Source organism: Bradyrhizobium sp. Unk1 (assembly GCF_059512345.1).
Window position 1 is genome coordinate 346,190 of record NZ_JCAMOP010000004.1, and the last position, 11,548, is coordinate 357,737.

Annotated in this window: 11 protein-coding genes; 6 read left to right on the top strand and 5 right to left on the bottom strand. The window is 64.5% G+C overall.

What is annotated here, in order from left to right; genetic code table 11:
* Nucleotides 1–60 precede the first annotated feature (60 nt).
* Nucleotides 61–195 (top strand): hypothetical protein, encoded by a 135-nt coding sequence (locus AC5ZFO_RS07485; RefSeq protein WP_282518088.1) that lies wholly within the window; start codon nucleotides 61–63, stop codon nucleotides 193–195.
* Between the two features lie 224 nt (nucleotides 196–419).
* On the opposite strand, the gene AC5ZFO_RS07490 is transcribed toward AC5ZFO_RS07485, so the two are convergent.
* Entirely contained in the window at nucleotides 420–1,595 is a 1,176-nt protein-coding gene (locus AC5ZFO_RS07490) for a patatin-like phospholipase family protein (RefSeq protein WP_282518087.1), read from the bottom strand.
* Nucleotides 1,596–1,815: 220 nt separating this feature from the next.
* Between AC5ZFO_RS07490 and AC5ZFO_RS07495 the strand changes: the two genes are divergently transcribed.
* The 3 genes from AC5ZFO_RS07495 to AC5ZFO_RS07505 all read left to right on the top strand — a co-directional run bounded on the left by AC5ZFO_RS07495 (nucleotide 1,816) and on the right by AC5ZFO_RS07505 (nucleotide 5,147).
* Entirely contained in the window at nucleotides 1,816–2,598 is a 783-nt protein-coding gene (locus tag AC5ZFO_RS07495; RefSeq protein WP_028153388.1) for an acetoacetate decarboxylase, read from the top strand.
* A 115-nt stretch (nucleotides 2,599–2,713) separates the two neighbouring features.
* The gene (locus tag AC5ZFO_RS07500; protein WP_496121859.1) at nucleotides 2,714–3,733 is read left to right on the top strand and encodes a transporter; all 1,020 of its coding nucleotides are present in this window, start codon (nucleotides 2,714–2,716) and stop codon (nucleotides 3,731–3,733) included.
* A gap of 58 nt (nucleotides 3,734–3,791) precedes the next feature.
* Complete coding sequence (locus tag AC5ZFO_RS07505) at nucleotides 3,792–5,147, top strand: carbohydrate porin (protein WP_282518085.1); 1,356 nt, start codon at nucleotides 3,792–3,794, stop codon at nucleotides 5,145–5,147.
* On the opposite strand, the gene AC5ZFO_RS07510 is transcribed toward AC5ZFO_RS07505, so the two are convergent.
* From AC5ZFO_RS07510 to AC5ZFO_RS07520, 3 genes are all read right to left on the bottom strand, one after another.
* Nucleotides 5,144–6,439, bottom strand: a complete 1,296-nt coding sequence (locus AC5ZFO_RS07510) for an MFS transporter (protein WP_282518084.1) — start codon at nucleotides 6,437–6,439, stop codon at nucleotides 5,144–5,146. The genes AC5ZFO_RS07505 and AC5ZFO_RS07510 overlap by 4 nt on opposite strands.
* A gap of 113 nt (nucleotides 6,440–6,552) precedes the next feature.
* Entirely contained in the window at nucleotides 6,553–7,749 is a 1,197-nt protein-coding gene (locus AC5ZFO_RS07515; protein WP_282518083.1) for an acetyl-CoA C-acyltransferase, read from the bottom strand.
* Nucleotides 7,750–8,120: 371 nt separating this feature from the next.
* Entirely contained in the window at nucleotides 8,121–8,891 is a 771-nt protein-coding gene (locus AC5ZFO_RS07520; RefSeq protein WP_282518082.1) for an enoyl-CoA hydratase, read from the bottom strand.
* Between the two features lie 156 nt (nucleotides 8,892–9,047).
* Here AC5ZFO_RS07520 and AC5ZFO_RS07525 point away from each other — a divergent pair, with 156 nt between their 5' ends.
* Together AC5ZFO_RS07525 and AC5ZFO_RS07530 are read left to right on the top strand one after the other, a co-directional pair.
* Nucleotides 9,048–9,581, top strand: a complete 534-nt coding sequence (locus AC5ZFO_RS07525; RefSeq protein ID WP_496121860.1) for a PaaI family thioesterase — start codon at nucleotides 9,048–9,050, stop codon at nucleotides 9,579–9,581.
* Nucleotides 9,582–9,667: 86 nt separating this feature from the next.
* Nucleotides 9,668–10,288, top strand: a complete 621-nt coding sequence (locus AC5ZFO_RS07530) for a TetR/AcrR family transcriptional regulator (RefSeq protein ID WP_496121861.1) — start codon at nucleotides 9,668–9,670, stop codon at nucleotides 10,286–10,288.
* A 125-nt stretch (nucleotides 10,289–10,413) separates the two neighbouring features.
* On the opposite strand, the gene AC5ZFO_RS07535 is transcribed toward AC5ZFO_RS07530, so the two are convergent.
* On the bottom strand, nucleotides 10,414–11,322 hold the full coding sequence (locus tag AC5ZFO_RS07535) for a LysR family transcriptional regulator (RefSeq protein ID WP_282518079.1): 909 nt from the start codon (nucleotides 11,320–11,322) through the stop codon (nucleotides 10,414–10,416).
* Nucleotides 11,323–11,548: the final 226 nt, after the last annotated feature.

Consider the following 11,548-nt stretch of genomic DNA (forward strand, 5'->3'; position numbering starts at 1 on the left):
CGCTGAGCGGATCCGTCGTGCGATTTGGCAAATGGCCGGACCGTCCCTGCAAACTTCTCCATGTCCGGCAACAAGGTGGTCATGCAGGTCAACCTCAACGGAATGCAGATTCGGTTCGACGGCGTCATCAATGGTGACGAAATGAGCGGTCAAGTCACGAGCGCACGGCCAATGAGTTACCGCAGGCAGGTGTGATGCCCCAGCGTACGCGCGACATCGAGACCGCGGGGCTGATGCTTTGCGTCACGTCATCGAAGGTCAAAATGGATGGAAGGCGACGATAGTATCATGCCCCTGTTTTGCCCGACGAGTCAAATTGCTTCGGGAAAGCGTAAGTCATTGATCCGCCACGCCCGGCTACTGTGCATGGGGTTGTTTTCGCAGTTTTTGTTTGGAGCGGTCCGTCTGAAGAGCGCCCGTTACGCGCTCTCCGTCTCCCGGTGCACGTCGTGCACCACGAGGCCCATGCCTTCCTCGGGCATCTTGATCCAGTCGCGGCGCTTCAGCGTGCGCTTGGTGTCCTCGTAGCCGCTTGTCCAGTGCTCGCGCATCGAGGTGCCCGAGAATTCGTGGTCCTTGGCGTCGCCCTCATAGGCCTTCTGCTGGTAGATCAGATGCAGGATCGCGATCTCCGGCATGTTGCGCAGGCTTACCTTGAGGCTACGATCCTCCTCGGACAATTGCTCGTCCGGAATCTTCGCCAGCGCCTTGTAGAGCAGAACCTTGAGATTGTGGGTGCGGCGATAGACGTCGGTGTTGTGGCGCGTGCGCGAGGAATACATGATGTCCTTGTGGCGGGCCATCACGTCCTGGATCGAGCGCGGCAGCACGCCCCGCGCGCTGAACAGGTCGACCTGGAACACCAGCGAGTTGAGCGCATCCTCCTGGTCGAGCAGGTGCTGGAGCGGCGTGTTGGAGACGATGCCGCCGTCCCAGAAATGATCGGTGCCGATCCGCACCATCGGCAGTGCCGGCGGCAGGGCGCCGGAGGCCATGATGTGCTCCGGCTCGATCTCGTCATGGGAATTGTCGAAATAGATGAAGTTGCCCGAGAGCACGTTGACCGCGCCGACCGCGAAGCGGACCTTCTTCTCGTTGATGAGGTCGAAGTCGACGAGCTCCAGCAGGCTCTCCTTCAGCGGCATCGTGTCGTAATAGCTGGTGGCGGTGCGCGCGCCGACCGGGCTGAACCAGGGATTGACCTGGTGCGGGGTGAAGAAGCCGGGCTGGCCCATCGCCGACGTCATCCACGCACTGGTGAGATTGCGCCACTGGCGGAAGATGTCGCCGTCGGGCGTGTAATGCCAGATCTTGCGATTGGTGATGCGCTCCCAGAAGATGCGCAGGGCCTCCAGCCGCTTCTCCGGCTTGTTGCCGGCGATGATGGCAGAATTGATTGCACCGATTGAGACGCCGCAGACCCAGTCGGGCTCGATGCCGGCCTCGTGCAGCGCCTGATAGACGCCGGCCTGGTAGGCGCCGAGCGCGCCGCCACCTTGCAGAACCAGCGCGACGCGGTCGCAGCGTTCGGGGCGCCAGCCCCGCGCGGGAGGCTGATGCGTCTGATGAGCCGGTTGCGACGTGCGGGCGTCCATGGGTGCCTCCTAGCGTGGACCAAACGATTGCGTCCGGCAGTGACGGCGTGATGACAATTTCAGCGCCGATGCATTGTCCGCATGCAGGTCGACCGCAACGGGAATGGCGGGAGGTCGTGCGCCTGACGGAAATCCTTCACATCGCAGTCAATGACGGCGGCTAGCAATTTGCGGTCCAGGCCTGACGCCGCCGGGCGGGCATCACACACAGGAGATCAGGATGCGCAGGGAAGACGTGCTGAGACTTCCGTCCATGCCGGCGGCGGGACCGAGCTATCCGGCCGGGCCCTATCGCTTCGTCAACCGCGAATTCCTCGTCATCACCTACGAGACCGATCCGGAGCTGATCCGCGCCGGCCTGCCTGAGCCGCTGGAGCCGATCGACCAGCCGATCGTGCATTACGAATGGATCAAGATGCCGGACTCCTCCGGCTTCGGCAGCTACACCGAATCCGGCCTCGTCATCCCCGCGCGTCTCAACGGCGAGGAGGTCAATTTCGTCTCGCAGATGTATCTGGACGACGATCCGCCGATCGCGGCGGGCCGCGAGATCTGGGGCTTTCCCAAGAAATACGCCCATCCCAAGCTCGAGATCGTCAAGGACACGCTGACGGGCACGCTGGAATATGCCGGCCAGCTCGTCGCCATGGGCACGATGGGCTACAAGCACGAGAGCATGGCCGGCAACGGCGATCGCACCCGTGCGACGCTGTCGAAGACGCAGATCAATCTGAAGATGATCCCGGGCGTCGACGGCCGTCTCGAAGTCTGTCAGCTCGTCGCGATCAACCTCATCGACATCGTGCCGAAAGGCTCCTGGATGGGGCCCGGCCGGCTGCATCTGGTGCCCCACGTCAACGCGCCGGTCGCGGATTTCCCGGTTCGCCGCTGCCTCGGCGCGCACCACTACATCGCCGATCTCACGCTGCCGTTCGGCCGCGTCGTGCACGACTACGTCAAGGAGGCCGAGGCGGTGGCCGCGACGGGGCTGGCCGCGGAGTAGGGCGGCACCATCATCAAACTGTAACAAAGCCGTAATTGAGTACCCGCGAGAGGTTCGGAAGATGCCGTCAGCCATCTTCCGGAAGCGGGGCATTTATTGACAATTGGGGTTGGCCATGGCTGAGCCGGCGAAGCTTGTCAGCGCGATATCGGATTCCGTGCCCGCCATTCCCGGCTTGGTCTGGGCGTTCCGGCTGCACGGCGACGGCAGTGCCGAGGCGCTGCCGATCGACCAGCCGATCGAGTTCAGCCATGACGGCCGGCTCTGGCTGCATTTCAACCTGACCGATGCGCGCGCGCGGCCCTGGATCGCAGCGTCACAGCTGCCGCCGCTTGCGCGTGACCTCCTGCTGTCCAACGACACCTTCCAGCAGCTTCACGTCATCGACCACTGCGTCTACGGGGTCTTCTCCGATCTCGTGCGCGACATCGACAGCGCGACGGAAGAGACCGCGTTCCTGCGTTTCGCCATGACCGAGCATCTTCTCGTCAGCGGCCGGCATCAGGCGCTGTGCTCGGCTGATGCGACGCGCCGCGTGCTCGAAGGCGGCTACCGCGTCGACAACGTCGCCCATCTCCTGGAAAAGATCGTCGACGAGGTCGCCGACACGCTGGACCGGATGGCGGACAAGCTCGGCCAGGAGATCGACGACATCGAGGAACGGATTTTGGCCGACGACGCCAAGCCGGAGATGCGCCGCAATCTCGGCCGGCTGCGCCGGACCTGCGTCAGACTGCATCGCCAGCTCACCGGCCTGCGCGTGCTGTTCCACCGCCTCGATCAGAAGAATACCGATCATCTCTCGCCGGCCTTACGCATTCACGCCGGCAAGCTGGCGCAGCGGCTGGACGGGCTCGATCACGACATCGTCGAGCTCCGCGAACGCAGCCGCCTGCTCGAGGAGGAGCTGCGTTTCAAGAACGAGGAGGAGAGCAACCGCCACCTCCACACGCTCTCCATCGTGACCTCGCTGTTGCTGCCGCCGACCCTGATCACCGGCATCTTCGGCATGAACACCAAGGGCCTGCCGCTGACCGACGTCGAGAGCGGATTTCTCGTGGCGGCGCTGCTGATGGCCTCTTCGGTCGGCGCGGCCTATCTCTTCATGCGGCGCACGGGCATCTTCAAAAAATAGCGTATTGACCGTGAGTTGGCGTGCCCATCAATCTCCGTTGCGACGCGCGGCCGCCATTGTGCTGGCCTCAACGGTCGCGAGCACGAGCGCGCTCGCCGGCGCCAAGGACGAAAGCGCGGCCGAATGGCTGGCGCCAAAATGGTTCAACGAATGGCATGACGGGCTCGCCAACAAGGGCCTGAATTTCGGCGCCACCTATATCGCCGACAACATCGCCAACGTCTCCGGCGGGGTGAAGCGCGGCGCCATCCATTTCGGCCGCCTCGATCTCTCGGTCGATGCCGATCTCGACAAGCTGGTGGGCTGGACCGGCGGCCGCTTCTACGCCAATGCGTTCGTGATCTACGGCCAGGGGCTGAGCCGCAATTACGTGATGAACCTCGCCACCATCAGCGAGATCGAGGCACTGCCAGACCGGCGGCTCTACAACGCCTATTTCGAGCAGAGCTTCTTCGGCGACCGCCTGAACATCAGGGCCGGCCAGCAGGCCGCCGACGTCGAGTTCTTCGACAGCCAGACCGACGACCTCTTCATCAACGGCACCTTCGGCTGGCCCGCGATCAAGGCGAGCAATCTTCCCGCCGGCGGCCCGGCACCGCCGATCGCTGTGCCCGGCATCCGCATCAAGGCGGCGCTGACCGAAAACATCACCGCGTTCGGTGCGGTGTTCAACGGCGATCCGTCAGGCCCGGGCGAGGCGGATCCGCAGCTGCGCGACCATCATGGTCTGGCGTTCCGCGTCAACGATCCGCCGTGGGTGATCGGGCAGGTCCGCTTCAACTACGACATCGATCTCGGAGGCCGGCCGCTCGCCGGCAATTTCACGCCGGGCGCCTGGAAGCATTACGGCTCGTTCGACAGCCAGCGCTTTACGGCGGAGGGGCTGTCGATCGCCGATCCCGGCGGGAGCGGTGTGCCTGCAAGACTTCGCGGCAATTACGGTATCTTCGCCGTCGTCGAGCAAGTGCTCTATCGCCCGCCGGAGGTGAAGGACAACACCACGTCAGCCTCGATCCCGGGCGTCACCGCGTTCGGCCGCATCGCCTACAGCCCGCCGGACCGCAATCTGATCGACCTTTACGTGGACGGCGGCATCGGCTTCGTCGGCTTCACGCCAGGCCGTCCGCTCGATCGCTTCGGCGTGGCGATGGCCTATATGCGGATTTCGAACACCGCGCGCAATCTTGATCTCGATACGCAGGCCTTCACCGGCATCCAGAGCCCGGTGCGCAGCAACGAGACGCTGATCGAGATGATCTACGAGGCGCATATCAAGCCGGGCTGGCTGATCGCACCATACTTCCAATACGTGTTCCGCCCCTCCGGTGGCGTCCCCAATCCGAACGATCCGACCGGCGTGTCGCGGATCGGTGACGCCGCCGTCTTCGGCGTCACCACCACGATCAGGTACTAGGCCATCGCCGGCTTCGGCTCGACCTTCGGTTGCCGCGACAGCGCCAGCACGATCAGCGAGGCAAACACGCAGAGCGCGCCGGCGATGAAGAACGCGGGCAGGTAGCTCTCATAGACAGTCCGCGAGAAACCGGCGCCGAACGCCGCGGTGCCTGCGCCGAGCTGATGGCCGGCAAAGATCCAGCCGAACACCAGATTGGCGCGCTCGGGTCCGAACTTCTGCGCGGTGAGCCGCACCGTCGGCGGCACCGTGGCGATCCAGTCGAGCCCGTAGAACATCGCGAAGATCGACAGCCCGTAGAACGAGAAATCGCTGAAGGGCAGGAAGATCAGCGAGAGGCCGCGCAGGCCGTAGTACCAGAACAGGAGGTAGCGATTATCGTAGCGGTCCGACAGCCAGCCCGACATGATGGTGCCGAAGAAGTCGAAGATGCCCATCGCGGCGAGCAGGCTTGCGGCCTGCACCTGCGGGATGCCGAAATCGAGGCACATCGGAATCAAATGCACCTGGACGAGGCCGTTGGTCGAGGCGCCGCAGACGAAGAAGGTCGCAAACAGGATCCAGAACGCGCGCGACTTCGAGGCGTCGCGCAGCGTGCCGAGCGCCACGCCCGTGATCGAGCCATGGCTGACCGGCGGAGCCGGCAGGGGCTCGGTGCCTTCGTCGCCGAACGGGCGCAGGCCCAGATCGCTCGGCCGGTCGCGCATCGCGAGGAGAACCGCAACGGCCGAAACGCATAGCGCGATGCAGACGAAGCCGAGCGCGAGCCGCCAGCCGTAACGCTCGGTCAGGCTTGCGAGCAGCGGCAGGAAGACGAGCTGGCCGGTAGCGACGCTCGCGGTCATGATGCCGACGACGAGGCCGCGCCGCGCGGCGAACCAGCGCGTCGCGATAGTGGCGCCCAGCACCAGCGCGGTCATGCCGGTGCCGATGCCGATCACGACGCCCCACAGCAACACGAGCTGCCAGACTTCGGTCATGCCCAGCGAAAGGACCAGCGCCGAGACCACGATGAGCTGTGCAGTCAACGTGACGTTGCGCAGGCCGTAACGGTTGAGCAGGGCGGCCGCGAACGGCGCCATCAGCCCGAACAGGATGAAGCGGATCGACAGCGCGGAGGAAATCTGCGCCGTGCTCCAGCCGAACTCGTGCTGAAGCGGGACGATGAACACGCCGGGCGCACCGACCGTGCCGGCGCTGATCAGCGCGGTGAGGAAGGTCACGCCGACCATCACCCAGCCGTAGTGGATATTGCGGCGGCTGAGTGTCGCCGCGAGCCAGTTCGAGATCATTGGGCCTCAATGTTTGATGGGCAGGCTTTGAGACACCTGCACGAGCTTGCAGAATGGCACGGGACGTGTCTGTCGAAAATGACAGAGTTCCCTCATTTTCGGACGTATCTTGGTCAGTGCGTCAGACGCTCCACGGCGATGGCCGTGGCTTCACCGCCGCCAATGCAGAGTGCCGCGACGCCGCGCTTGAGGTTGTGCGCCTCGAGCGCGTGCAGCAGCGTCACGATCAGCCGCGCGCCGGTGGCACCGATGGGATGGCCGAGCGCGCAGGCGCCGCCGTTGATGTTCAGCTTGTCGCGGGGAATGCCGAGATCGCGCTGCGCCGCCATCGCTACCACGGCGAAGGCCTCGTTGATCTCGAACAGATCGACGTCGCCGGCGCTCCAGCCGACCTTGTCGAGCAGCTTGCGGATCGCCGGGATCGGCGCCGTCGTGAACCATTGCGGTTCCTGGCTGTGGGTGGCGTGGCCCTTGATCTCGGCAATTGCCGGCAGGCCGTTGCGATCCGCGAGTGAGCGCTTCGTCAGCACCAGCGCGGCGGCGCCGTCGGCATTTGCGGAGGAGGCCGCCGGCGTGATGGTGCCGTTGGCGCGGAACGCCGGCTTCAATCCGGGGATTTTTGCAGGATCGACCTTCAACGGATGTTCGTCATTGGCGATGATGCGCGGGCCTGCTTTCTCGGTGAGCGTGATCGGCGCGATCTCGGCCTTGAACGCGCCGCCCTCGACCGCCTTGCGCGCGCGGCTCAGCGTCTCCATCGCATAGGCATCCTGGTCCTTGCGGGTGAACTGATAGGCCTCCGCGGTGGCCTCGCCGAAATCGCCCATGGAGCGGCCGGTCTCGTAGGCATCCTCCAGCCCGTCCATCATCATGTGGTCGATGATGCGGTCGTGCCCGGCGCGGTAACCACCGCGTGCCTTGGCGAGGAGATAGGGCGCGTTGCTCATGCTCTCCATGCCGCCGGAGACGACGATCTCGGCCGAGCCGGCGCGGATGATGTCGTGCGCCAGCATGGTCGCCTTCATGCCGGAGCCGCAGACCTTGTTGACCGTGGTCGCGCCCGTGGCGTCGGGCAGGCCGGCGCTACGTGCCGCCTGGCGCGCCGGCGCCTGGCCTTGTCCGGCCGGCAGCACGCAGCCCATGAAGACCTCGTCGACCTTCTCGGGCGCGAGCCTGGCGCGCTCAAGTGCCGCACCGATGACGTGGGATCCGAGCTTGTGTGCCGCCAGCGGCGACAGCTCGCCCATGAAGCGGCCGAGCGGGGTGCGGGCGGCGGAGACGATGACGACGGGATCGGCGGCTTCGGCCATGATGAAACTCCCAGCGATGACGAGAAAGATTATGATCATCATATGATGCGGCGCAAAAAATGCAACCGCGGCCGGCATGAGAAATTGTCGTGGCTCGGATGAGATTTGGTCGTTCGATCGGAGGAGGGGCTGTGATTATGGAAACGAAGGCGCTTCCCCAATGACGGTGTCATGCCTCGCGACCCGGCTACGCCAAGGCTTCGCCGGGGCTGAAGTCTAGGGGCGCCGAAGCTTTAGCGTAGGCGGCAGGCGGGGCATCCAGTACGCCGCGGCCTCTCCGTATCCACGCACGGCCTCTGGAATACTGGATCGCCCGCTTTCGCGGGCGATGACAGCTTCATGCGGAACGATCACGGCACCCCGTCCAGCGCCTACCGCTTCCTGTTCACAAACGCGCCCATCAGCCGTGTCGGCTCGTCCGTCAGGAACGATTCGCCGAACACCTTGACGCTGAGATTCACCGACTCCGTCAGCGGCAATTCCTCCCATTGCCGCAGCAGCGCCTTTTGCGAGCGCAGCGCCTCGGGGCCGCATTCGAGCAACGCCTTCACAACGTGTTCGACCTCGGCATCCAATCCGCCCTCCGGCGCGACCTTGTCGATCAGTCCCCAGGCCAGCGCCGTCGGTGCGTCGATGTTCTCCGCGGTCATCACCAGCCAGCGGGCATGGGCCCAGCCGATCAGGCGCGGCAGCAGGGCTGCATGGATCACCGAGGGGATGCCGACGCGAACCTCCGGCATGCCGAAATGCGCATCATGCGCGGCGACCCGGAAGTCGCAGGCGGCGGCGACTTCGAGGCCGCCGCCGAGGCACCAGCCTGGCATGCGTGCGATCACCGGCGCCGGGAATTGGCGCACGGCCTCGCAGAGATCGCGCAGGCGGCTGATGAAGGCTTCGGCTGACTTCTGGTCGAGCTTTGCCATCTCCTTGATGTCGGCGCCGCCGATCATGCTCTTCTCGCTCTGGCCGCGCAGCACCACAACACGGATGCTCCGGTCGGAAGCGAGCTGCTGCAGGCCTTCGCGGACCGCATCGGTCACGGGCGATCCGAGGATGTTGAGCGGGCCGGCGTTGCAGATCGCGACATGAACGACGCCGCGCGTATCGCGCGTCACGCCGCAGTGATTGTTGAGCATTTCCATCAGTGCATCTCGGAGCTTTCGTGGACATGCGCGGGGCGCGCGCGTCGGGATCACTTCGGTGCCGAAACGCCCTGCTTGTCAAGCAGGCAGGAGAGGGGCAGTTGCCATCGCGAAGTCCGTCGCATAGTATGACAAATATCATATAAAGAGGCGATCATGACTGACAACGATCAACTCGACCTGTTTTCGCCCGCGCAGCGGCGTGAGCGCGTGGTGGACTGGCAGGTGCCTGCGCCGGTTGCAAAAGCAGCGATGGGGCTTTCAGGCATGGACGCGATGCTGGGAATCCGCGACGGGCGGTTGCCGCCGCCGCCCTTCGCAAAATTGATCGGTTTCATCATGGCCGTGGTCGAGCCGGGCCGGATCCTGATGGAACTGGAGCCGCGCGAGGATCTCGAAAATACCATCGGGCTCCTGCACGGCGCGACCGCCGCGGCGCTGATCGATACCGCCATGGGCTGCGCCATCTCGACGCGGCTGGAGGCGGGGCAATCGTCAGTGACGCTCGACCTGAAAATGACGTTCCTGCGCCCGCTGTCGGTCCGTTCCGGGCTGATCTCGGCCGAAGGCAAGATCATCAAGCTGGGGCGTCAGACCAGTTACACGGAAGGTTTCGTGCGCGACGGCAAGGGTGCGCTCGCAGTCCATGCAACTGCAACCTTTTCCATGATCGGCGCGACAACTTCATGATCGGCGCGACAACTTAACGTGAATTAATGCATCGCGCGGTCCATTTCTGTGTTATGGGATGATCTCCGACATTCAATGAGACTCGCATGCGCTATTCCCGGGAACACAAGCAGGAAACCCACGACCGCATCGTGAAGAAAGCCTCCGTGCGGCTGCGGGAAAAAGGCGCGCACGGCATCGGCGTCGCCGACCTCATGAAGGAGGCGGGCCTGACCCATGGCGGCTTCTACGCGCATTTCGACTCGCGCGAGGCGCTGGTGATCGAGGCCTTTGCCTACGCCATGGACCGCTCTATGGAGCACTGGCGCAAGCAGTCCGATCAGGTCGCGCCCGAAAAGCAACTGACGCAGATCGTCGAGACCTATCTCTCGGCGTTGCATCGGGACAATCCCGGCCACGGCTGCTCGATTCCCGCGCTCGGCGCGGAGATCGCCCGCGAGAGCCCGAAGACGCGCAAGGCCTTTGCCGGAAAGCTCGACGAGATGGTCGAGATGATGACCGATTTCATCCCCAATTTGCCGCGCAAGGCCGCGCGCAAGCAGGCGATCGCCACGCTGGCCACGATGGCCGGCACCATGCTGCTGGCGCGCATTGCCGGCTCCAGCGAACTGTCGGACGAGGTGCTGAAGGCCGGCAAGGCCAGCGCGCTCGATGGCGCGAAGCGCGAGCCGAAGGTGACGGCGGCGAAGAAGGTGAAGCAGAGTTAGGCCTTAGCCAAGCGCTCAGGTGCCGTAGGGTGGCAAAGGCGCGTCAGCACCGTGCCCACCATCTCTCTACGATCGCGGGTGACGTGGTGGGCACGCTTCGCTTTGCCCACCCTACGAAACCGTCGTTACCGCCCCGCAAACAACGCCCGCTCGCGCTCCACGATCTCGCCGATGTAATCGGCCACCGCGCGGATCCGCGCGAGATCCTTGCTATCCGCGTGCATCAGCATCCAGAACGTCCGCGTGATCGATATCTCCTCCGGCAGCACCGCCACCAGCTGCGGATAATCACTCGCCATGAAATGCGGCAGCACGGCGATGCCGAAGCCCGCGAGCGTGGAGTTGAGCTGCGCGATCAGATTGGCGCTGCGAAAGCGTGCCGAAATCCGCGGCGATACTTGCGGGAGGTAATCGAGCTCGGGCGTGAACAGGAGCTCCTCGATATAGCCGACGAAGCGATGCTGCGGCAGCACCTCGCGCGAGGTGATCTTCGGGAAACGGTCGAGATAGGCCGGCGCCGCATAAAGCCCGAGGCGGTAGTCCAGCAGCTTGCGGCCGACGATGCGGCCTTCCTTCGGCATGGTCAGGCTGATCGCGATATCGGCCTCGCGCTTGGAGAGACTGAACAGCCGCGCGGTGGCCACAAGTTGCAGATCGAGGTCGGGATAGCGGTCGGCGAAGGGCGCCAGGCGCGGCGCCAGGAAGGCGGTGCCGAACCCGTCGGGCGCGCCGATCCGCACCGTTCCGGTCAGCCGCGCGACCGAGCCGCCGACCTGCTCCTGGTTGGCGACGATGGTCGATTCCATCGCTTCCGCGCTGTCGGCGACGCGCTGGCCGGCCTCGGTGAGGAGATAGCCGGTCTTGCGCCGGTCAAACAGCTTTGCCGAGAGGTGTCTCTCCAGCCGGTCGACGCGGCGGATCACGGTGGCGTGGTCCACTCCGAGCTGTTTAGCCGCAGCCGAAACCGAGCCGCCCCGCACGATGGCCAGCACGAAGCGGAAGTCGTCCCAGTCGATGCTACCTTGATCCAGCATTTTCGCACATCTATGGTGCATTATCTCAGACTTGAATCCTATAAAATGCAGGTCGATAGGATTTGTCAAAGCGTTCACGCTCGACCTCAGGAGATCATTCCATGCGTTCAATCGGACATTTCATCGGTGGCAAGGAGGTCAAGGGCACCTCGGGCCGGACGGCAGACGTTTTCGAGCCGATGACCGGTGACGTCCAGGCCAAGGTGGCGCTGGCGTCCAAGGCCGA

What these genes read in the sequence shown, in the direction of transcription:
- AC5ZFO_RS07485 (WP_282518088.1), top strand. Translation starts at nt 61, where the DNA reads ATGTCCGGCAACAAGGTGGTCATGCAGGTCAACCTCAACGGAATGCAG.
- AC5ZFO_RS07490 (WP_282518087.1), bottom strand. Translation starts at nt 1,595, where the DNA reads ATGGACGCCCGCACGTCGCAACCGGCTCATCAGACGCATCAGCCTCCC.
- AC5ZFO_RS07495 (WP_028153388.1), top strand. Translation starts at nt 1,816, where the DNA reads ATGCGCAGGGAAGACGTGCTGAGACTTCCGTCCATGCCGGCGGCGGGA.
- AC5ZFO_RS07500 (WP_496121859.1), top strand. Translation starts at nt 2,714, where the DNA reads ATGGCTGAGCCGGCGAAGCTTGTCAGCGCGATATCGGATTCCGTGCCC.
- AC5ZFO_RS07510 (WP_282518084.1), bottom strand. Translation starts at nt 6,439, where the DNA reads ATGATCTCGAACTGGCTCGCGGCGACACTCAGCCGCCGCAATATCCAC.
- AC5ZFO_RS07515 (WP_282518083.1), bottom strand. Translation starts at nt 7,749, where the DNA reads ATGGCCGAAGCCGCCGATCCCGTCGTCATCGTCTCCGCCGCCCGCACC.
- AC5ZFO_RS07520 (WP_282518082.1), bottom strand. Translation starts at nt 8,891, where the DNA reads ATGGAAATGCTCAACAATCACTGCGGCGTGACGCGCGATACGCGCGGC.
- AC5ZFO_RS07525 (WP_496121860.1), top strand. Translation starts at nt 9,048, where the DNA reads ATGACTGACAACGATCAACTCGACCTGTTTTCGCCCGCGCAGCGGCGT.
- AC5ZFO_RS07530 (WP_496121861.1), top strand. Translation starts at nt 9,668, where the DNA reads ATGCGCTATTCCCGGGAACACAAGCAGGAAACCCACGACCGCATCGTG.
- AC5ZFO_RS07535 (WP_282518079.1), bottom strand. Translation starts at nt 11,322, where the DNA reads ATGCTGGATCAAGGTAGCATCGACTGGGACGACTTCCGCTTCGTGCTG.